The organism is Kitasatospora sp. NPDC034035, assembly GCF_055575755.1.
Genome location: NZ_JBVISA010000014.1, coordinates 66,354 through 85,770 on the forward strand (window position 1 = coordinate 66,354; position 19,417 = coordinate 85,770).

The window sequence follows — 19,417 nt, forward strand, 5'->3', positions numbered from 1 at the left end:
CCCATGGCTGACATCAATGAGTACGGCGGCGGGCAGGGCCCGAACGCCGATGTCCTGGTCGTGACCACCAATGACATCCCCGGCTTCCGGGTCGATCACGTGATCGGCGAGGTCTTCGGGCTGACCGTCCGCAGCCGCCACGTCGGCAGCCAGATCGGTGCCGGTCTGAAGTCGCTGATCGGCGGCGAGCTGCGCGGTCTGACGAAGACCCTGGTCGAGAGCCGCAACGAGGCGATGCAGCGGCTGGTGGAGCAGACCAGGGCGCGCGGCGGCAACGCCGTCCTGATGATGCGCTTCGACGTGACGGAGGCGGCGGACGTCGGCACCGAGGTCTGCGCCTACGGCACCGCCGCGCTGATCTCCCCGATCGGCTGAAACCCGGTCCCGCCCGCCCACGGGAGCAGCGGGTACAAGCACGAACGGCGGGAACAGTCGCCGGGCCCCCGATGTTTCACGGGCGTGACTGTTTACGGTGCAACAACCTTCGGCGCGACGGACGCCGCGCCGCAGCGCGTGGACGTCCTGGTGGTGGGCGCCGGGCAGGCGGGCCTGTCCGCCGCCTACCACCTGCGCCGCCGCGGCTTCGCCCCCCACCGGGCGGGCACCGACGGCGGCTTCGTCGTGCTCGACGCCGACGCCGAGCCCGGCGGCGCCTGGGCGCACCGCTCACCGTCCCTGCGGATGGCCACCGTGCACGGTTTCCACGACCTCCCGGACGCCGAACTCCCGCCGGCCGACCCCGAGGCGCCCGCACGCGAGGTGGTGCCGGGGTACTTCGCGGCGTACGAGGCCCGGCACGCGCTCCCGGTCGTACGCCCGGTCGCGGTGCGCGCCGTACACGCCGAGTCCGAGCGCCCCGACTCCCGGCTGCTGGTGGAGACCGACCGCGGCGCCTGGTCCACCCGCGCGCTGATCAACGCCACCGGCACCTGGACCCGACCCTTCCTCCCGCACTACCCGGGCCACTTCGCCGGGCGCCGGCTGCACTACGCCGACTACCGCGGCCCCGAGGAGTTCACGGGCAAGCGCGTCCTGGTGGTGGGCGGCGGCGCCTCGGCGATCCAGGTGCTGTCCGAGGTGGCGGCGGTCGGCGAGACGGTCTGGGTCACCCGCTCCGAACCCGTCTACCACGAAGGGCCGTTCACTCCTGAGTACGGGCGCGCGGTGGTCGCCAAGGTCGAGGAGCGGGTCCGGCAGGGGCTGCCGGTGCGCAGCGTGGTGAGCGTGACCGGGCTGGGCCCGTCCGTCGCCTACCGGCGCGCCGAGGAGCTGGGCGCGCTGCACCGCAGGCCGATGTTCGACCGCCTCACCGAGCGCGGAGTCGCGTGGGGTGACGAGGAGCTGGCGGTGGACGCGATCGTCTGGGCCACCGGCTTCCGCCCCGAGGTCGGTCACCTCGCCCCGCTCGGGCTGCGCTCCCCCGGCGGCGGCATCGCGCTCACCGGCACCCGCGCCACCGCCGATCCGCGCGTCCACCTGGTCGGCTACGGCCCCTCTGCCAGCACCGTCGGCGCCAACCGGGCCGGGCGCGCGGCCGTCAACGACCTGGTCAAGCTGCTCGGCGACCCTGCGGAGCAGCCCGACCCTGCGGAGCAGCCCGACCCTGCGAAACAGCCCGGCCCGGCGATGCAGCCCGACCCGGTAGAGCAGCCCGTGCCGGCGGCGGTCTGACCGTCCCCGGAGCGTCGTCTGACGCTTGACCACCCGGCCGCCGCCGGATCACCCGCCGACCGCGGGGCTCAGCGGTCGTAGTCCACCGTCACCCGGTCGGTGAGCGGGCGGGCCTGGCAGGTGAGGACGTAACCGGCGGCCAGTTCCTTCTCCTCCAGGGCGAAGTTGCGGCGCATCTCCACCTCGCCCTCGGTGACCAGGGCGCGGCAGGTGCCGCAGACCCCGCCCTTGCAGGCGAACGGCAGGTCGGGGCGGGAGCGCTGGGCGCCGTCCAGGATCGAGCGGTCGCGCGGGAGGGAGAGGGCGCTGCCCCGGCCGTCGAGGACGAGGGTGACCTCGCTGTGCTCACCGGGCCCGCCGGCGGACGAGGCGTCCGTGCGGTCCCAGTCCTCGTCGCGCTCCGGGAGCGGCTCGTCCTCGGCGTGGAACAGCTCCTGGTGCACCCGCTCGCCCGGGACGTCCAGCTCGGCGAGCAACTCCTTCGCCCCGGTGACCATGCCGAACGGGCCGCACAGCCACCAGTGCCCGACGCTCCCGACATCCACCAGCGCCGCCAGCAGCGCCCGCACCCGCTCCGGGTCCAGGCGTCCGCTGAGCAGCTCGGCGTCCCTGGTCTCCCGGGAGAGCACGTGGACCAGCTGGAAGCGGCCGAGGTAGCGGTCCTTCAGGTCGGCGAGCTCGTCCGCGAACATCACCGTGTCGCTGCGCCGGTTGCCGTAGAGCAGGGTGACGGTGGAGCGGCGGTCGGCGGCCAGCACCGAGCCGGCGATCGACAGCATCGGGGTGATGCCGGAGCCGGCCGCGAGCAGCACGTGGTCGGCGGGGACGCCGAGTTCGGGGGTGAAGAGGCCCGACGGCGTCAGGACCTCCACCTCCTCGCCGGACCGGGCCTCGCGCACCAGCCAGCGCGAGAACAGCCCGCCCGGCACCTCCCGGACGGCGATCCGCAGCGGGCCGCCGACGGGGGCGCAGATGGAGTACGAGCGGCGCTCGTCCGCGCCGTCCACCAGCTTGCGCAGCGTCAGGGTCTGCCCGGGGCGGAAGGCGAACGCCTCCGTCAGCTCGTCCGGCACCTCGAAGGTCACCGCCACGGCGTCCTCGCAGAGCCGCTCCACCCGGTCGATCCGCAGCCGGTGGAAGGTGGGGCGGCGGGCCGGGCGGATGCCGGTCGCCGGGGTGTCGGCGGAGGCGGGCGAGACGGCGGCGGGCATTCAGATCTCCTTGACGCGTTCGAAGGGCTCCCGGCAGGCGCGGCAGCGCCAGAGCGCCTTGCAGGCGGTGGAGCCGAAGCGGGACAGCTCCTCCGTCTCCGTCGCACCGCAGAGCGGGCACGGCACGGGGGCCGCGGCAACGGCTGCGGTACGGGTCGCGACTGCGGTACCGGTCGCGGCGATGGCGGCTCCGGCGAGGGTCTCGGCTCCGGTACGGGTCTCGGCTCCGGCGCGGGTCGGGCCGAGGGCGAGCAGGACCGGTCCGGCCGCGCGGACGGCGGAGGTCGGACGCGGCGGGGCGATCCCGGCCTCGGCGAGTTTGCGGCGGCCCTCGGCGGTGATCAGGTCGGTGGACCACGGCGGGTCCAGCCGCAGCCGCACCCGGACCTCCCGGTACCCGGCGGCGCGCAGGCGGCGGTCCACGTCGGCGGCCATCTCGGCGACGGCGGGGCAACCCGAGTAGGTCGGGGTCAGCCAGGCGGTGACCGCACCGGTGCCACCGTCCACCTCGACGTCGGCCAGGACGCCGAGGTCGGCCAGCGTGAGCATGGGCAGCTCCGGGTCCGGGACGGCCGCGGCGACCGCCCAGGCCGGGTCGCGGGTGGTGCCCACGGTCGCCAGGCCGACGGTTTCCACCACCGCGTCCTCCGTCACCACGTCGTCCACCAGCACGTCGCCCACCAGCGCGTCGTCCACCACCGCGTGTTCCGTCACCACGTCGTCCGTCACCACGTCGCCCCCGGGTGTGCGCGGGCCAGCACCTGCAGCTCGGCGAGCAGCGGGCCGAGGGCCTCGGTGTGCACGCCGTCCCGGCCGGCCAGGCCGAGGACGGTGGCCAGCGGCGGCACGTCCGGCACGGTCAGCCCGGCCTCGGCGAGGACGGCGGCGAGCGAGCGCAGCACGGGTTCGCGCAGGGTCGCCGGGTCGACGCCCACCCGCAGCTCCACCGGGTGGGCCGTGAACAGTTCCTCCAGCAGCGGCCAGACGGCGTCCAGCCCGGCCTGCATCCGCTCGGCGGAGTACGGCGTGCCGTCGCCCAGGCGCAGGGTCCACGCGGTGGCGTACTCGCGGTGGTACGCCAGCTCCTTGACGCCCCGGGCCGCGACCGCCGCCAGCACCGGGTCGGGGTGCGCGCTCAGCGCCTCGTACAGGGCGCCTCGCGCGGTGGCGAACAGCAGCAGCCGGGCGATCGAGTACGCGAAGTCGCCGTTCGGCGTCTCCACCAGCCGGACGTTGCGGAACTCGCGGTCCTCGCGCCAGTACGCGAGGTCGTCCTCGGTGCGGCCGGAACCGTCCGCCTGGCCGGCCCGGGTCAGCAGCAGGCGGGACTGGCCGAGCAGGTCGAGGCCCAGGTTGGCGAGCGCGACCTCCTCCTCCAGCTCGGGCGCCCGGGTGCACCACTCGATCAGCCGCTGGGAGAGGACCAGGGCGTCGTCGCCGAGCATCTGGCAGTAGGCGGCCAGGTCCGTGCCGTCGATCCCGGCGGGCAGGGTGGTGTCCACGCCGAGCAGCGGGTCGGCGAAGCCCGTCCCGTACGCCCAGCGGCCCTCGCCCTCGGGGCCGGGGGCCGCCTCGGTGAGGCTGAGGTAGACGTGGTCGTCGTGGTCGGCGCCGGTGGCGGCGTGTCCCTGCGTGGCGGTGTGGTCCTGCATGGCGGTTCCCCCGTCAGATGTGCGGGACATCCTCGGGGATGTCGTAGAAGGTCGGGTGGCGGTAGACCTTGTCGCCGCTGGGCTCGAAGAACGGGTCGCGCTCGTCCGGGGTGGAGGCGGTGATCGCGTCCGAGCGGACCACCCACAGGCTGACGCCCTCGTTGCGGCGGGTGTAGAGGTCGCGGGCGGCGAGCAGGGCCATCCGGTCGTCGGCCGCGTGCAGCGAGCCGACGTGGACGTGGTTCAGCCCGCGCCGGGGGCGCACGAACACCTCGTACAGCGGCCAGCCGGCCTTGGGCGCGGCCGTGGAGTCGGCCTTGGGCTCGGTCACTTTCCGTTCTCCTGTTCGGTGGCGTGCTGTTCGGCGTGCTGCTCGGCGGTGCGGGCGGACTGCTCCGCGGCGCGCTTGGCGGCGTAGGCGACGGCCGCTTCGCGGACCCAGGCGCCGTCCTCGTGGGCGGCGCGGCGGCGGTCGATCCGCTGGGCGTTGCAGGGGCCCTGGCCGCGGATGACCCGGTTCAGCTCGGACCAGTCCGGCTCGCCGAAGTCCCAGCCGCCGCGCTCCTCGTTCCAGCTCAGCTCGGGGTCGGGGAGGGTGACGCCCAGGTGCTCGGCCTGCGGGACGGTCATGTCGACGAAGCGCTGCCGCAGCTCGTCGTTGCTGTGCCGCTTGATCCGCCAGGCCATCGAGCGGGCGGTGTTCGGCGAGTCCGCGTCCGAGGGGCCGAACATCATCAGCGACGGCCACCACCAGCGGTCCACGGCGTCCTGGACCATCCGGCGCTGGGCCTCGGTGCCGCGCATCAGCGTCATCAGGAGCTCGTAGCCCTGGCGCTGGTGGAAGGACTCCTCCTTGCAGATCCGCACCATCGCGCGGGCGTACGGGCCGTAGCTGCAGCGGCAGAGCGGGACCTGGTTGCAGATCGCCGCGCCGTCCACCAGCCAGCCGATCACGCCGACGTCGGCGAACGTGAGGGTCGGGTAGTTGAAGATCGAGGAGTACTTCTGGCGGCCGGAGATCAGCTTCTCGGTGAGCTCGGCGCGGTCGATGCCGAGGGTCTCGGCGGCGGCGTAGAGGTAGAGGCCGTGGCCGGCCTCGTCCTGGGCCTTGGCGAGCAGGATGGCCTTGCGGCGCAGCGAGGGGGCCCGGGTGAGCCAGTTGCCCTCGGGCTGCATGCCGATGATCTCGGAGTGGGCGTGCTGGGCGATCTGCCGGATCAGGGTGGCCCGGTAGGCGTCGGGCATCCAGTCCCTGGGCTCGATCCGTTGCTCGGCGGCGATGACCGCCTCGAACCGGTCCTCCGGCGTCTGCGCGGGGACCGCCTCGGCCACCTCTGCTGTCACCACAGTCCCCTCTCGTGTCCTGCGCTGTCGGTCTGCCCGGGCTCGGGCGCCAACCGACTGACCGTTCGGTCGGTACCATTCTGCGCGGCGGGGCAGAGGGATGGCAAGGCGCGAGACAGATAACAGCTGACAGATTTCGAAATCTGTCAGCTGTTATCTGTCTTCCGTCATCTGTGATCTGTGATCTGTGATCTGTGATCTGTTCGCCGCCAGCCGCCGACCGCCGGCTGCCGACCGCCCGCTGCCGACAGTCAGCCGTCAGCGGCTACCTGTTCGCAGTCGGCCGCGACTCGTCCGCCGTCAGCGGCCCACCGTCCGCTCACCCCTCCGCGCGGTCGCGCAGTCGCGGCAGCGGTACGGCCAGGAGCGCCGCCAGCAGGGCGATCCGGGGGGCGAGCTGGTCCAGCCGGATGTGCTCGTGCCGGGCATGGGCCCCGGCGCCCACCGCGCCGAAGCCGTCCAGGGTCGGAAGCCCCCGCGAGCCCGGCAGGTTGGTGTCCCCCGCCCCGCCCGCCGGGGCGCCGTCCACCTGCTGCCCGAGCACCGCGGCGAGCGAACGCACGTGCCGCAGCAGTGGGTTGCCCGTCCGCTCAGGCCACGCCGGACGGCTGGACAGCACCTCGGTCCGCACCCGGGCACCCGGGCGCAGCGCGGTGAGCCGGGCGAGGTGGTCGAGCGTACGGCGCTGCGCCTCGGCGGTGGAGAACCGCAGGCCGAGCTCGGCCTCGGCTCGTCCCGCTATCACGTTGGCCCGCGAACCACCGCTGATCCGACCGGCGTTGAGCTCCGTACCGGGCTGGCCCGCGAGGCCGCGGACGGCCACAAGCTGGTCCACCAGCTCGTCGACCGCCGACACCCCGTCGTGGGCGTCGTTGCCCGCGTGCGCCTCGCGCCCGGTCACGGTGAGCCGGACCCGCGTGCTGCCGCGCCGCGCGGTCTTCAGCCGGCCGTCGGGGTGCGGCGGCTCCAGCCCCAGCACTGCGGCGGCGCCGCGCAGTTGGCGCTCGACCAGGCGCCGCCCGTCCGGGCTGCCGACCTCCTCGTCGGAGACCACGACCAGGCGCACGGCCCGGTGCGGCCGCTCCCCCAGGTCCGCGAGCAGCGCCAACGCGCCTTCCAGGATGGCGAGTCCGCCCTTCATGTCGACCACGCCGGGGCCGGTCAGCAGGCCGTCCTGCTCGGTGACCGGCCAGTCCACCAGGGTGCCGACCGGCCAGACGGTGTCATGGTGGCCGACGATCAGCAGGTGCGGCAGGGACTCGTCCCGCCCCTCCCACTCCAGAACGAGGTGGTCACCGGCCGGACCGGGTTCGCGGCGGGCCGTGGCACCGGTGGCGCGGAAGCCGGCGGCCAACTCCTCGGCGAGGGCGTCGAGTCGGGGGGCGTCCCCGCTGGGTGACTCGATCCGGGCCAGGTCGGCGCAGCGGCGTCGGACGGCGCCGGCGAGGGTACGGGCGCGGGCGCTGAGTGCCTGCGGCAGACCGGGCAGCGCCGCGGTGACCGGGGCGTTCGCGGCGGCGGCGGTGGCAGCGGTGACAGCGGCAACGGCGGTGCCAACGGCGGCAGGCGCGGGGTTCGCGGTGCCGCCCGGCGTCGGGGCTGCGGTGGTGGTGGCTGCCGCGGTGGTGGTGACGGCTGCGGCGAGGGCTTCGCCGTCGGCGGCGGCGGGGACGGAGGCCTGGGTTCTGTCGGGTTCCGCGGCGGCATCCGGCGCGGCGGGCGAGCCGACGATCTGGGGACTCAACGCTCGCCTCCGCGGCCGCCGCCGGTATTCAGCGGCCGGGCCGGCCGACCGCTCCCACCCGGGTACCGGCCCCGGCCGGACCGCGCCGTGCGGCCGGGATGATCGACGGCCCGCCGGAACGGCCCGTCTGGCCCAAGTGTGGTGGAACGGCTGGGCGGCGTGCTTGGCATTGCGTTCTCCTCGCTCGATCCGGTGGCCCCGGTCCGCCCGGAGCCCCGTGGACGGCGGCCTCCTGACGGCGGGCGCAGTGACCCGACCACCGCAGGGAAGCCGAGATGTGAGCCTAGAAGAACCGTTCGGCTTCCTGCGAGGTGGCCCTGCTCCCAGCGTGCCGGTACCGGGCCCAGCCTCGGACACCCGTCGGGGAACGGCGGCGGGCGCGCGGCACGCGGGCCTGGATCGGCGCGCGGGCGCGGTCGCCGGATCGCGCCCATCTCCACCATGGACCCGCCTCCCGGGTTCGGCAGCGCAAACCGCCAAGGCACGGCATTTCCACGCCGGATGGGTGACAGCGGCTCAGCCCGCGGTACGAACCGGGAGCACGCGACGGCTCAGGGAAGCCCGCTCCGACGGCCGCCCTGACTCCGGGGGAACATCCGGGGAATACCCGCGTGAACACCGGTCGATGTCATGCCCCGACGAGCCCCTGCCGTGCGCCGTCCTCGACCGCTCCGTCGCCGCTGGGCCGCCGAAGGGCCGCCCGCACCGCCGAGGGACCGCCGGTGCGCCGCCGCTGGGGGCGGCACGGCCGCCGCCCTCAGACGCCGTCCCCGACCAGCCCGGCATCGCGTGCCAGCAGCGCGGCCTGGACCCGGTTTCCGACGCCGAGCCCGTTCAGGATCCGGCTGACGTGCGCCTTGACGGTGCTCTCCCGCATCCCCAGGACGCCCGCTATCTCGGCGTTGGAAAGCCCGTCGGCGAGTTCGCGCAGCACGTCGGTCTCGCGCGGAGTGAGCCCGGCGACCCGGCCGCGGGCGGCCACCGACCGGGGGGCGCCGCCGCGGTGGTAGCGGTCGATCAGGCGTCGCGCGGCCGCCGGGTGCAGCATCCCCTGGCCGCCCGCGACGACGTGCACGGCCCGGGCGATCTCGGCGGGCGGGGTGTCCTTGAGCAGGAAGCCGTCGGCCCCGGCGGCGAGCGCTTGGTACACGTACTCGTCCAGGTCGAAGGTGGTGAGCGCGATCACCCGCGGGGCGTCGGGCAGTTCGCGCAGGCGGCGGGTGGCGGCGATGCCGTCGAGCCGGGGCATCCGGATGTCCATCAGCGCGACGTCGATCCGCCGACTCCCGGCGAGTTCGACGGCCTGGAGCCCGTCGGCGGCCTCGGCGACCACGGTGAGCACCGGGTCCTGGGCGAGCAGGTCGACCAGACCGAGGCGAACCAGCGGGTCGTCGTCGACCACCATCGTACGGATCATGCGCTCTCCTTCGGCTGCTGCGTCGGTTGCGGTGTCGGTTGCGGTGTCGGCTGCTGGAACTGATCGGGCCGCTCGGGCCGCTACGGCTGGATCGGTTGCTGCCGCTGGACCGGCCGCGGCGAGCGGACCGGCCCGGGTAACCGGGCAGAGAGCCGGAAGCCGCCGCTGCCGTCCGGGCCCGCGTCGAAGTGACCGCCGAGCGCGCCGACCCGTTCGCTCAACCCCACCAGGCCGTACCCGCCGCCCGTGCCCGGACCGTCCGGCGGCGCCTCACCCGGGCCGTTGCGGACCTCGACGGTGGTCGCCGGCTCCCCGTAGCCGACCCGGACGGTGACCGGCGCGGCGGGCGCGTACTTGCGGGCGTTGGTCAGCGCCTCCTGGACCAGGCGGTGCACGGCCAGCCGGTGGGTGGTCGGGACGGTCTCCGGGTCGCCGGCGGTGGCCAGTTCGACCTGCTGCCCGGCCTGGACCGCCTCGCCGACGAGCTCGGTGAGGTCGCGCAGGGCGGGCCCCGCGACGGGCCCGGCCCCGCTCGGCCGGGACGGCTCGCCCTCGCTCTCGCCCTGGGCGTCGGGTCGGGTCGGCGGCCCGGCGCGCAGCGCTCCCAGGACGTCCCGCAGGTCGTCGAGCGAGCTGGCGGCGGTGGTGCGCAGCAGTTCGAGCCGGTGGGTGAGCCGGTCCTGGTCGGCGGCGACGGTACCCGCCGGGGCCTGGTCGCGCAGCACGCCGGCGTGCAGCACCAGCAAGCTGAGGCGGTGGGCCAGCACGTCGTGCATCTCCCGTGCGATCCGGGCGCGTTCGGTGGCCCGGGCCTGTTCGGCGCGCAACTCGCGCTCGCGGCGCAGCGCGTCGACCTGCTCGTGCAGGGTGCGGATCAGCACCCGTCTGCCGTGCAGCCACAGGCCGACCGACAAGGTGGCTGCCTGGACAAGGAGTTGGGAGCCGGTGGTGCCGGCCCAGCCGACCAGCGACTGCGCGCCGGACGCGCTGACCACCGCGATGACCGTGCCCCCGGCCGCCGCCGGGCCGGTCCGGCCGAGGTAGGCGAGGTGGAAGACGCTGAACAGACCGGGGAAGGCCCGGTTGAACAGCCCGGCGGTGAGCACCGGCAGTACGGCGGAGGCGACCGGGGAACGGCGGGCGAAGAGCAGCGAGAGCGAGGCGAGCGCGGCCACGACCGTACGCGGCACGCGCAGCGGGCCGTCCGCGTGGAGCCACTGGACCAGGGACTCCTCGGCGGCGAGGGCGAGCAGGCCGAACAGCAGCAACGTGTCGGTCCAGGGCCGACGGTCCGGGCCGTACCAGCCGAGCAGGCTCCTGCGCATCGGGCTCCTCCTCTCCTCGTTCCGCGGTTCGTTCGCCGTTCCCTCCGCCCTCCGCCTCCGCCTTCCGCCCTGCGGTCCGTCGGGCACAAGCGCGGACGCGGGCGCGGACACGGACGGACACGGACACGGGCTCGATGCTAGGGGCGCTCGGCTCCGGGCCGCCTCCGTCTTCCGGCCAACCGCACCCTCGACTTTCGTCGGGGGTGCGCGCCGCTGACCGGCCGATTCGCGGCGCTCCCGCCCTTCCTAACGTCGATGACATGACGGACGACCAGCTCCACCGACGCACCAACTCTGCTCCCTCGGAACACTGTTCACCGTCCGGTCGGGACCACCTGCTGTTCCTCGCCGAGGCCCTGCGCACGTTCCACGACACCGGCGCCCTGGCCCCGAGCGGCCCGGAGCTGGTGAGCGCGCTGGTGGTGCCGGTCACCAGCCGCCCCGACCGGCCGATCTCGGTGCTCGAGGTCGGCGCCGGCACCGGCGTGGTGACCCGCCGGCTGGTCCAAGTGCTGCGCCCGGGAGACCGGTTGCACGTCGTCGAGGCGAACCCGCGGTTCGCCGACCGGCTGCGGGAGGACCCGGTGCTGGCCGCCCGCCGCCCCGGAGTAGGGCTGCGACTCTCGGCCTGCCGGGTCGAGGAGCTGCAGTGCCCCCGCCCGCCGGCGCCGACAGGGGCCCGACCGACGGAGGCCGCACCAACGGAGGCCGCACCGACGGGGTCCGGACCGGCGGGGTCCGGACCGGCGGAGCACGGGGAGCGGTACGACGCGATCGTGTCCGGGCTGCCGTTCACCAACTTCCACCTCGCGCAGGTCCGCGAGATCCTCGGCCTCTACCTGCGGCTGCTGGCGCCCGGCGGCGAGCTGACGTATTTCGGGTACCTCGGCACCACGACGGCGCGCACCCTCACCTCGGGAGCCCGCCGGGGCGCCCACCACCGCGCGGTGGTGCGACTGCTGCGGCAGTTCGAGGCGACGTACGGGCTGGGCGAGCGCACGGTGTGGCGAAACCTGCCACCCGCCCGGGCCCACCTCCTCCGCTCCCCGGGCGGGCGTGAGGACTGGGCGACCCGGTCGGGGCGTTCCGCAATCCCCAACAGATGACAATCGACAGATTTCAACTTTCAGATAACAGACGACAGCGAACAGATTTTGAAATCTGTTCGCTGTCGTGCCATAGTGGGACTCGGGCCACCCCGCCCCCGCCTCCCCTGGAGTACCCATGTCCTCGACCACCCGCCCCGCGCAGCGCCCCCTCGGCACCGCCGGGCCCGTCACCTCGGCCCTCGGCCTCGGCTGCATGGGCATGTCCGACATGTACGGCCCGGCCGACGAGGCCGAGAGCATCGCCACCGTCCACGCCGCCCTCGACGCCGGGCTCACCCTCCTCGACACCGGCGACTTCTACGGCATGGGCCACAACGAGCTGCTGATCCACGAGGCCCTGCGCGGCCGCGACCGCGAGAGCGTGCAGATCAGCGTGAAGTTCGGCGCCCAGCGCGGCCCGGACGGCCAGTGGCTCGGCTACAACACGAGCCCCGCCGCCACCAAGACCGCGCTCACCTACACCCTGCGCCGCCTGCGCACCGACCACGTCGACATCTACCGACCGGCCCGCCTCGACCCGACGATCCCGATCGAGGAGACCATCGGCGCCATCGCCGACCTGGTGAAGGGCGGCTACGTCCGCCACATCGGCCTCTCCGAGGTCGGCGCCGACACCCTGCGCCGGGCCGCCACCGTCCACCCGATCAGCGACCTGCAGATCGAGTACTCCCTGCTCACCCGCTCGATCGAGACCGCCATCCTCCCCACCGCCCGTGAGCTCGGCATCGGCATCACCGCGTACGGCGTGCTCTCCCGCGGCCTGCTCAGCGGCCACTGGAACCAGGAGCGCGCCCTCGCCGGCACCGACTTCCGCAGCCACAGCCCGCGCTTCCAGGGCGAGAACCTGGCCCACAACCTCGCGCTGGTCGAGGCGCTGCGCGTGATCGCCGCCGCGAAGGGAGCGAGCGTCGCCCAGGTCGCCATCGCCTGGGTGGCCTCGCGCGGGCAGGACATCGTCCCGCTGGTCGGCGCCCGCCGCCGGGAGCGTCTGGCCGAGGCCCTCGGCTCCCTCGACGTCACCCTGACCGAGGCCGACCTCGCCGCCATCGAGGCGGCCGTCCCCGCCGGCTCCGCCGCAGGTGACCGGTACGCTGCGGCGCAGATGGCCCACCTGGACAGCGAGCGCTGACCAGCCCCGGGCTGCGACACCCGCAGCACCGACACCGCGGGCCGGAGCACCCCGGCACCGACCGATCGCACGACCCTAAGGACGGACCTCCCCGTGACCACGGACACCACACTCACCGCCGAGCAGATCCTGATCGCGGCGGAGGACGTCCTCCGGCGGTTCGGCCCGGCCAAGGCCACCGTCGTGGACGTCGCCCGCATCCTCGGCGTAAGCCACAGCAGCGTCTACCGCCACTTTCCGAGCAAGGCGGCGCTGCGCGAGGCGGTCACCCAGCGCTGGCTCGACCAGGCGCACTACCAGCTCGCCACCATCTCCACCGAGGGCGGCCCCGCCGCCGAGCGGCTGCACCGCTGGCTGACGACACTGTTCGCGGCCAAGCGGAAGAAGGCGCTCGACGACCCGGAGCTGTTCGCCACCTACATGGTGCTGGTCGAGGAGACCAGCGGCACCGTCGACGCGCACATCGACACCCTGGTCAAGCAGATCGCGCAGATCTTCCAGGACGGCGTGGACAGCAAGGAGTTCAAGCTCGGCCACATCCTGAACACCGCCCGCGCCGTCTTCGACGCCACCGCCCCGTTCCACGACCCGGCCTACGCGCCCACCTGGTCCGCTCCAGGTGCCGACGAGCGTTTCGAGGCCGTGTGGAAGCTCGTCCTCGGCGGCCTGAAGGCCAAGTGACGCACCACGCACAGGTGATCGAGACGCCGACACCCGGAGGAAATCCGGTCGTCGGCGCCTCGGCCGTCCGGCAGACTGCCGCACACGGTTGATCTCACCTGGAGGATGACATGCGTACGGCCGGTCCGGTCCTGGACAGCCTGCGGGGGCTCGCCCTCGGCGACGCCTTCGGCGACCGCTGGTTCTCGGTCCCGGTGGACGAGGCGCCCGCGGCGCTGGCCGCGCGCCTGACCCGCCCCGCGCCCTGGCACTGGACCGACGACACCGCGATGGCACTCGTGCTGGTCCGCCACCTGACCACCCACGGCGAGGTCCGTCAGGACGCGCTGGCCGGGGAGTTCGGCGCCGAGTACGCACGCGAGTACGGCCGCAAGTACGGTCCGTCGATGCACCGGGTACTGCGCGGGATCGGGGCGGGCGGGGACTGGCGGACCATCACCGCGGGCCAGTTCGAGGGCCAGGGCTCGTACGGGAACGGTGCCGCGATGCGAGTCGCCCCGCTGGGCGCCTGGTTCGCCGACGACCTGGACGCGGTGGCCCGGCAGGCCGAACTGCAGGCGCTCACCACGCACTTCCACCCGGAGGCGGTCGTCGGCGCGGTGGCGGTCGCCCTCGCGGCGGCCTTCGCCGTCCGGAGCCGGGGCGAAACCCCGCCCGGCCGGGCCGAGTTGCTGACCGAGATCGCCGGACGGCTGCCCGACAGTGACGTCCGATCCGGCCTGCGGATCGCCGCCCGGCTGCCCGAGCACACCAGCGTCCGGCACGCCGCCACCGTGCTCGGCTCCGGGGCCCTGATCTCCGCCCCGGACACCGCCCCGTTCGCCCTCTGGTCCGCCGCCGGGCACCTGGACTCACTGACCGAGGCCGTCTGGCGCACCCTGGAGGGCTGGGGCGACCAGGACACCACCTGCGCGATCGCCGCCGGGGTGGTCGCCGCCCGCACCGGGCTCGCCGAGGTCCCGGCCGCCTGGCTGCACGCCCGCGAGGAACTGCCGGGCTGGGTCGCCGAGGTGTCCGCGGACGCCGACTGACGGCCGGACCGACCGGGCGTTCGGGGTGATCGGAGCGATCAGGGCGGTCAGGGCGGTCAGGGTGATCGGGGTGATTCGGCCGATCAGCGCCGGACGACTCGCAGGAACACCCCGTAGCCGAACAGCAGCACCACCGCGCCGCCGATCGCCGACACCCAGGTCGTCAGGTCGAGGAAACCCACCTTCACCGACCCGTGCATCCAGTGCGAGACGATCCAGGTGCCGACGTAGGAGCCGGCGATGCCGATCAGGGTGGTCCCGATCAGACCGCGCTCACCTTTCCCCGGCATCGCCATCCTGGCCAGGGTGCCCGACACCAGGCCCAGTACGATCCACGCCATCCAGCTCATCAGTCGCCCCTCGCGTCATCGGCGTGACGGCCCCGTCGAGACAGCGGGTCCGGTCCGAAGGACGCCGGAGGGCGCCGCTTGGTTTCCGGTACCCGCGACGGCCGACTCGAATCGGCCACCCGCACGACCCGGACGACCCGCGACCCGCGCCCCCGCTCCGAACAGCCGACGACTGCACCAGCCGTCCTAGCGACGCGAGTTGCCGAACAGCAGCCGGTAGACGATCAGCAGCACCAGGGCGCCGCCGATCGCCGACACCCAGGTCGCTCCGTCGAAGAAGTGCGCGTTGATCGACCGGTGCAGGAAGTGCGACGCGATCCAGCCGCCGACGAAGGAGCCGGCGATGCCGATCAGGGTGGTCACGATCAAGCCGCCCGGGTCCTTGCCCGGCAGCAGCAGCTTGGCCAGCCCTCCCGCCAGCAGGCCCAGCACGATCCACGCCACGATGCCCATCCGTCATCCTCCTGTCCCCGGCGCGACGGCCCCGTTCCGTCCGCTCTGCCCCCAAGGACGCCACCGCACGCCGCCCGGTTCCGATGCCGCGGGGCACAGCGCCCGAATCCGGCCACCGCCCATCGCCGCCCGCTGCCCTCCCCCGCCCGCCGCGCGTGGCGTCCTTCCTGCGGCCCGGCCGCGCCGCAATACTGCGGCCATGCGCATCCTGATCGCCACCGCCGGGTCCCGCGGCGACGTGGCCCCCTTCACCGGGCTCGGGGTCCGCCTGCGGGCGGCCGGCCACCAGGTCGCCGTCGCCACCCACACCACCTTCGCCGAGACCGTACGGGCGGCCGGACTGGAGTTCCGCCCGCTGCCGGTCGACCCGCGCGCCGAACTCGCCTCCGAGCAGGGCCGGCGCCTTCTCAAGGCCGGCAGCGGACCGGCCGTCGTCCTCCAACTCCTTCGACTTGGCCGGAAGTTCATGCCCGCGCTCGGCGACGGCATCGTCGGGGCCGTCGCACTCGGCACCGACCTCCTGCTGACCACCAGCACCACCAGCGCGCTCGGCCAGGCCGCCGCCGAAGCCGCCGGCATCCCCACCATCGGGCTGTTCCTCCAACCCATCGCCCCCACCCGCGAGTTCGCGCCCGCCGTCACGGGCACCCGATCGCTCTCCCGGCCCGGCAACCTACTCGCCGGACACGCCGTCCAGGCCGCGACCGACCAGCTGTTCGTCCCGGCCGTCCGCGGGCTGCGCCGCCGGCTCGGCCTGCCGCCGCTCGGCATCGCCCGGGCCCGGCGCAACCACCCCGTCCTGCACGGCTTCTCGCCGACGGTCGTTCCCCGGCCGGCCGACTGGCACCCCCGACTGGACGTGGCGGGCTACTGGTGGCCGGTCGCACAGCCGCACTGGCGACCTCCGGCCCGGCTCGTCGGCTTCCTCGCCGCCGGTCCACCACCGGTCTTCGTCGGCTTCGGCAGCCTGGTCGTCCCGGACCCCGAGCGGCTCACCGCCACCGTCCTCGCGGCCGCCCGCGCCGCCCGGGTGCGCCTCCTCCTGCAGGCGGGCTGGAGCGGTCTGGCCGCCGAGGACTCGGACACCGTCCTGACCATCGGCGACACCCCGCACGACTGGCTGTTCCCCCGCACGGCCGCCGTCGTCCACCACGCCGGCGCCGGCACCACGGCCGCCGCCCTCCGTTCCGGGACCCCGACCATCCCCGTTCCCGCCCAACTGGACGCCCCCTTCTGGTCGGCCCGGCTCGCCGCCCTCGGCGTCTCCCCCGGCCCCGTCCCCCTCCGGGCCCTCACCCCCACCCGCCTCGCCACCGCCCTCCGCCGCACCCTGGACAACCCCTGCTACCGCACCCGCGCCCAGGCCATCGCCACCACCCTCGCCGCCGAGGACGGCGCCGCGAAGGTCCTCGCCGCCGTCGAGCGGGCGACGGCCGGGTGACAGGCGGAGCACGACGCGTGGAGCACGACGGGTCACGGGTTGCAGCAGACAGCAGACAACGAACAGCAGACAGCTGACAGATTTCGAAATCTGTCAGCTGTCTGCTGTCGTCTGTCATCCGCTGTCCGCTGTCATCCGCCCCGCCGCTACCCCTCCCCAGCCTCCAGCCCCCGGCGGAGGTTGAGGAGGACGTAGAGGATCACCGCCGCCGCGAGGCCGACGGCCCAGCCGTAGTCGGCGAGTGGCTTGAGGAAGGGAATGAGGCCGTCCGCCGGGAACGGGCCCTGCTTGGCGCCGTGGGCGTCGACGGTGGAGTACGAACCGCCGACCGCCAGCAGGCCGCCCACCAGCAGAGCCGTGACGGCCCGCCAGTTCCAGCCACCCGTGTACCAGTACGCCCCGCCCGGACGGTACAGCTCGGCGAGCCGGAGGTGGGTCCGGCGCAGCAGCCAGTAGTCCGCGATCAGGACCCCGGCGACCGTGCCGAGCAGGCCGCCGACCACCCCCAACCAGGTGTAGATGTAGACGTGCGGGTCGGAGATCAGCCGCCACGGGAAGATCGCGATCCCGACCACGCCCGTGATCAGCGCCCCGGTACGGAAGTTGACGAACCGGGGCAGCAGGTTGGCGAGGTCGTAGGCCGGCGAGACGACGTTGGCGGCGAGGTTCACCGACAGGGTCGCGACCAGGACGGTCAGCAGCGCGAACAGGATGCCGACCGGGTTCTCCATCTTCGCGGCGAGCCGGATCGGGTCCCACACCGGTTCGCCGTACACGGCCTGGGAGCCCGAGGTGACCAGGACGGACAGGAACGCGAAGAGCGTCATCGTGGTCGGCAGGCCGAGCGCCTGGCCGCGGATCTGGGCCCGCTGGCTGCCGCCGAAGCGGGTGAAGTCCGGGATGTTGAGCGACAGGGTGGACCAGAACCCGATCATGCCCATCAGTGCCGGGAAGAAGACCTTCCAGAACCCGCCGCCCCACCCCAGCGTGGACGGCTGGTCGAGCAGCGGTCCGAAGCCGCCCGCCTTGACGGTGATCCACGCCAGCAGCGCGAGCGCGCCGACGATGACGAACGGCGCCGCCCAGTTCTCGAAGCGCCGCAGCGTTTCCATCCCCCGGGCGATGATGATCATCTCGATCAGCCAGAACACCAGGAAAGAGAGCCACTGGGTCCACGGGTAGCCGCCGAACTCGCCGGCGGTGCGCCAGGACTGGCCGAACAGCTTGCCGGCCAGCAGGAAGATGCCCTCCCCGCCGATCCAGGTCTGGATGCCGAACCAGGCGCAGGCGACCGCCGCCCGGACGAGCGCGGGCAGGTTGGCGCCGCGCAGCCCGAACGAGGCCCGGGCGAACACCGGGAACGGGATGCCGTACTTGGTGCCGGCGTGCCCGGTGAGCAGCATCGGAACCAGCACGATCAGGTTGGCGAGTGCGATGGTCAGCACCGCCTGCTTCCAGTCCATGCCGATCGCGACGAGGCCCGAAGCCAGTGTCCACGAAGGGATGTTGTGGGCCATGCCGACCCAGAGCGCGAGGAAGTTGTACGTGGACCAGGTGCGCCGCGCGACCGGGACCGGCCGCAGGTCGTCGCTGGTGAAGCCGTTGGGAGGCAACTCCTCGACGGCCGGGTCGAGTTCGACCCGGCCGTCGGGGTGCTGCCACTGTCTGCCGCCGCCGGTCGCGGTGTCGGCCATGGGCAACTCCCGTCTGCTGCAACTGGGATCACATCGGGATCACACGTGGGGGATGACGTCCGTCCCGTAGGCGTCGATGGTGGTCTCGATCGCGTCGTGCATGGCGTAGACGGCGAACTGGTCGACGCCGAGCGAGCGGAGCTCCGCCAGTCGGGCGCGCTGCGTCTCGGCCGGGCCGATCAGGCAGAAGCGGTCCACGATCCCGTCCGGGACGAAGGTCGTGTCCGGGTTCCCGGCCCGGCCGTGGTGGCTGTAGTCGTAGCCCTGGCGGTTCTTGATGTAGTCGGTGAGCGCCTCCGGCACCAGGTCGGAGTGCTCGCCGTAGTGGCTGACCAGGTCGGCGACGTGGTTGCCGACCATTCCGCCGAACCAGCGGCACTGTTCCCGGGCGTGGGCGAGGGCGGCGGGCGAGTCGTCGGCGGTGACGTAGGCGGGGGCGGCGACGCAGATGGTGACCGAGTTCGGGTCCCGACCCGCCTCGACGGCGGCGGCCCGCACCGCCTTGACCATGAACTCGGTGAGGTAGGGGTCGGCCAACTGCAGGATGAACCCGTCGGCCTGACGCCCGGTCAGCGCCAGCGCCTTCGGCCCGTATGCGCCCATCCAGATCGGCAGCGACGCACCCGGGCCGACCCAGGGCAGGTGCATCTCGGTGCCGTCCACCTCGACGGTGCGCCCCTCCGCCAACTCCTTGATGGCGTGCATGCCTTGGGAGAGCCGGGCGAGGGTGGCGGGGTGGCGTCCGGCGACCCGCATCGCGGAGTCCCCGCGGCCGATCCCGCAGACGGTGCGGTTGCCGTACATGTCGTTGAGCGTGGCGAACAGGGAGGCGGTGACCTCCCAGGTGCGGGTCGAGGGGTTGGTGACCATCGGGCCGACGGTCAACCGCTCGGTCTCGGCGAGGATCCGGCTGTAGATGACGAAGGGTTCCTGCCACAGGACGCAGGAGTCGAAGGTCCAGCCGTGGCTGAACCCGGCCTGTTCGGCGCGGATCATCCGGTCGATGAGCTTGCGGGCGGGCGGGTCGGTCTGCAGGACGAGGCCGATGTCCATAACTGGCTCCTGGAACAAGGGTGGGACCGCCGCCCGACCGCCGGTCGGGCCCGGGCGGCGGCTGGTCGACAAGGGGACGTGTAGGTCGAAGGGGGTACCGAGGTCGCGAGGT

19 protein-coding genes are annotated in these 19,417 nt (G+C 73.8%); 7 read left to right on the plus strand and 12 right to left on the minus strand.

The features are described from left to right. The first annotated feature begins 3 nt into the window (after window positions 1–3). The gene (locus ACZ52J_RS21005; protein WP_465620695.1) at window positions 4–375 is read left to right on the plus strand and encodes a YbjQ family protein; all 372 of its coding nucleotides are present in this window, start codon (window positions 4–6) and stop codon (window positions 373–375) included. An 84-nt stretch (window positions 376–459) separates the two neighbouring features. Further along, window positions 460–1,671, plus strand: coding sequence for an NAD(P)-binding domain-containing protein (locus tag ACZ52J_RS21010; protein WP_465620697.1), 1,212 nt, complete (start codon window positions 460–462; stop codon window positions 1,669–1,671). Between the two features lie 68 nt (window positions 1,672–1,739). Here ACZ52J_RS21010 and paaE read toward each other — a convergent pair whose 3' ends face one another. From paaE to ACZ52J_RS21050, 8 genes are all read right to left on the minus strand, one after another. Beyond that, the gene (paaE, locus tag ACZ52J_RS21015) at window positions 1,740–2,882 is read right to left on the minus strand and encodes a 1,2-phenylacetyl-CoA epoxidase subunit PaaE (protein ID WP_360490194.1); all 1,143 of its coding nucleotides are present in this window, start codon (window positions 2,880–2,882) and stop codon (window positions 1,740–1,742) included. Then, entirely contained in the window at window positions 2,883–3,431 is a 549-nt protein-coding gene (locus ACZ52J_RS21020; RefSeq protein WP_396287677.1) for a PaaD-like zinc ribbon domain-containing protein, read from the minus strand. A gap of 176 nt (window positions 3,432–3,607) precedes the next feature. Continuing rightward, complete coding sequence (paaC, locus tag ACZ52J_RS21025; protein ID WP_465620699.1) at window positions 3,608–4,534, minus strand: 1,2-phenylacetyl-CoA epoxidase subunit PaaC; 927 nt, start codon at window positions 4,532–4,534, stop codon at window positions 3,608–3,610. A 13-nt stretch (window positions 4,535–4,547) separates the two neighbouring features. Next, window positions 4,548–4,865: a 1,2-phenylacetyl-CoA epoxidase subunit PaaB gene (gene paaB / locus ACZ52J_RS21030; RefSeq protein WP_465620701.1), complete on the minus strand. Its 318-nt coding sequence runs from the start codon at window positions 4,863–4,865 to the stop codon at window positions 4,548–4,550. Then, window positions 4,862–5,878, minus strand: coding sequence for a 1,2-phenylacetyl-CoA epoxidase subunit PaaA (paaA, locus tag ACZ52J_RS21035; protein WP_360490200.1), 1,017 nt, complete (start codon window positions 5,876–5,878; stop codon window positions 4,862–4,864). The genes paaB and paaA overlap by 4 nt, the downstream gene beginning before the upstream one ends. A gap of 319 nt (window positions 5,879–6,197) precedes the next feature. Beyond that, window positions 6,198–7,622 carry a M20 family metallopeptidase gene (locus tag ACZ52J_RS21040; RefSeq protein WP_465620703.1) on the minus strand — a complete coding sequence of 475 codons (1,425 nt, stop codon included), beginning with the start codon at window positions 7,620–7,622 and terminating at the stop codon, window positions 6,198–6,200. A 757-nt stretch (window positions 7,623–8,379) separates the two neighbouring features. Further along, window positions 8,380–9,039 (minus strand): response regulator, encoded by a 660-nt coding sequence (locus ACZ52J_RS21045; protein WP_465620704.1) that lies wholly within the window; start codon window positions 9,037–9,039, stop codon window positions 8,380–8,382. A gap of 80 nt (window positions 9,040–9,119) precedes the next feature. Then, entirely contained in the window at window positions 9,120–10,364 is a 1,245-nt protein-coding gene (locus ACZ52J_RS21050) for a sensor histidine kinase (RefSeq protein ID WP_465620706.1), read from the minus strand. 260 nt (window positions 10,365–10,624) lie between these two features. On the opposite strand from ACZ52J_RS21050, the gene ACZ52J_RS21055 reads away from it, so the two are divergent. From ACZ52J_RS21055 to ACZ52J_RS21070, 4 genes are all read left to right on the plus strand, one after another. Next, window positions 10,625–11,470 carry a class I SAM-dependent methyltransferase gene (locus tag ACZ52J_RS21055; protein ID WP_465620708.1) on the plus strand — a complete coding sequence of 282 codons (846 nt, stop codon included), beginning with the start codon at window positions 10,625–10,627 and terminating at the stop codon, window positions 11,468–11,470. A gap of 118 nt (window positions 11,471–11,588) precedes the next feature. Then, window positions 11,589–12,602 carry an aldo/keto reductase gene (locus ACZ52J_RS21060; RefSeq protein WP_465620710.1) on the plus strand — a complete coding sequence of 338 codons (1,014 nt, stop codon included), beginning with the start codon at window positions 11,589–11,591 and terminating at the stop codon, window positions 12,600–12,602. 93 nt (window positions 12,603–12,695) lie between these two features. Further along, complete coding sequence (locus tag ACZ52J_RS21065; protein WP_465620712.1) at window positions 12,696–13,283, plus strand: TetR/AcrR family transcriptional regulator; 588 nt, start codon at window positions 12,696–12,698, stop codon at window positions 13,281–13,283. Window positions 13,284–13,393: 110 nt separating this feature from the next. Continuing rightward, a complete protein-coding gene (locus ACZ52J_RS21070; protein WP_465620713.1) occupies window positions 13,394–14,314 on the plus strand; it encodes an ADP-ribosylglycohydrolase family protein in 921 nt (306 codons plus the stop codon). 83 nt (window positions 14,315–14,397) lie between these two features. Here ACZ52J_RS21070 and ACZ52J_RS21075 read toward each other — a convergent pair whose 3' ends face one another. Both ACZ52J_RS21075 and ACZ52J_RS21080 read right to left on the minus strand, forming a co-directional pair. Continuing rightward, window positions 14,398–14,664 carry a GlsB/YeaQ/YmgE family stress response membrane protein gene (locus tag ACZ52J_RS21075; protein ID WP_360490216.1) on the minus strand — a complete coding sequence of 89 codons (267 nt, stop codon included), beginning with the start codon at window positions 14,662–14,664 and terminating at the stop codon, window positions 14,398–14,400. Between the two features lie 186 nt (window positions 14,665–14,850). Then, entirely contained in the window at window positions 14,851–15,117 is a 267-nt protein-coding gene (locus tag ACZ52J_RS21080; protein ID WP_360490218.1) for a GlsB/YeaQ/YmgE family stress response membrane protein, read from the minus strand. 199 nt (window positions 15,118–15,316) lie between these two features. On the opposite strand from ACZ52J_RS21080, the gene ACZ52J_RS21085 reads away from it, so the two are divergent. Beyond that, complete coding sequence (locus ACZ52J_RS21085) at window positions 15,317–16,558, plus strand: glycosyltransferase (protein ID WP_465620716.1); 1,242 nt, start codon at window positions 15,317–15,319, stop codon at window positions 16,556–16,558. Between the two features lie 146 nt (window positions 16,559–16,704). Here ACZ52J_RS21085 and ACZ52J_RS21090 read toward each other — a convergent pair whose 3' ends face one another. Continuing rightward, window positions 16,705–18,252 carry an NCS1 family nucleobase:cation symporter-1 gene (locus tag ACZ52J_RS21090; RefSeq protein WP_465620718.1) on the minus strand — a complete coding sequence of 516 codons (1,548 nt, stop codon included), beginning with the start codon at window positions 18,250–18,252 and terminating at the stop codon, window positions 16,705–16,707. Window positions 18,253–18,291: 39 nt separating this feature from the next. Continuing rightward, window positions 18,292–19,305: a TIGR03842 family LLM class F420-dependent oxidoreductase gene (locus ACZ52J_RS21095; RefSeq protein WP_360490224.1), complete on the minus strand. Its 1,014-nt coding sequence runs from the start codon at window positions 19,303–19,305 to the stop codon at window positions 18,292–18,294. Between the last annotated feature and the right edge of the window lie 112 nt (window positions 19,306–19,417).

Bases quoted from the DNA above. Each gene is read 5' to 3' on its own strand.
- ACZ52J_RS21020 (WP_396287677.1), bottom strand. From the start codon at position 3,431: ATGCTCACGCTGGCCGACCTCGGCGTCCTGGCCGACGTCGAGGTGGAC.
- ACZ52J_RS21045 (WP_465620704.1), bottom strand. From the start codon at position 9,039: ATGATCCGTACGATGGTGGTCGACGACGACCCGCTGGTTCGCCTCGGT.
- ACZ52J_RS21085 (WP_465620716.1), top strand. From the start codon at position 15,317: ATGCGCATCCTGATCGCCACCGCCGGGTCCCGCGGCGACGTGGCCCCC.
- ACZ52J_RS21050 (WP_465620706.1), bottom strand. From the start codon at position 10,364: ATGCGCAGGAGCCTGCTCGGCTGGTACGGCCCGGACCGTCGGCCCTGG.
- ACZ52J_RS21095 (WP_360490224.1), bottom strand. From the start codon at position 19,305: ATGGACATCGGCCTCGTCCTGCAGACCGACCCGCCCGCCCGCAAGCTC.
- paaE (WP_360490194.1), bottom strand. From the start codon at position 2,882: ATGCCCGCCGCCGTCTCGCCCGCCTCCGCCGACACCCCGGCGACCGGC.
- ACZ52J_RS21075 (WP_360490216.1), bottom strand. From the start codon at position 14,664: ATGAGCTGGATGGCGTGGATCGTACTGGGCCTGGTGTCGGGCACCCTG.
- ACZ52J_RS21060 (WP_465620710.1), top strand. From the start codon at position 11,589: ATGTCCTCGACCACCCGCCCCGCGCAGCGCCCCCTCGGCACCGCCGGG.
- ACZ52J_RS21055 (WP_465620708.1), top strand. From the start codon at position 10,625: ATGACGGACGACCAGCTCCACCGACGCACCAACTCTGCTCCCTCGGAA.
- ACZ52J_RS21090 (WP_465620718.1), bottom strand. From the start codon at position 18,252: ATGGCCGACACCGCGACCGGCGGCGGCAGACAGTGGCAGCACCCCGAC.
- paaC (WP_465620699.1), bottom strand. From the start codon at position 4,534: ATGCAGGACCACACCGCCACGCAGGGACACGCCGCCACCGGCGCCGAC.
- ACZ52J_RS21005 (WP_465620695.1), top strand. From the start codon at position 4: ATGGCTGACATCAATGAGTACGGCGGCGGGCAGGGCCCGAACGCCGAT.
- ACZ52J_RS21070 (WP_465620713.1), top strand. From the start codon at position 13,394: ATGCGTACGGCCGGTCCGGTCCTGGACAGCCTGCGGGGGCTCGCCCTC.
- ACZ52J_RS21080 (WP_360490218.1), bottom strand. From the start codon at position 15,117: ATGGGCATCGTGGCGTGGATCGTGCTGGGCCTGCTGGCGGGAGGGCTG.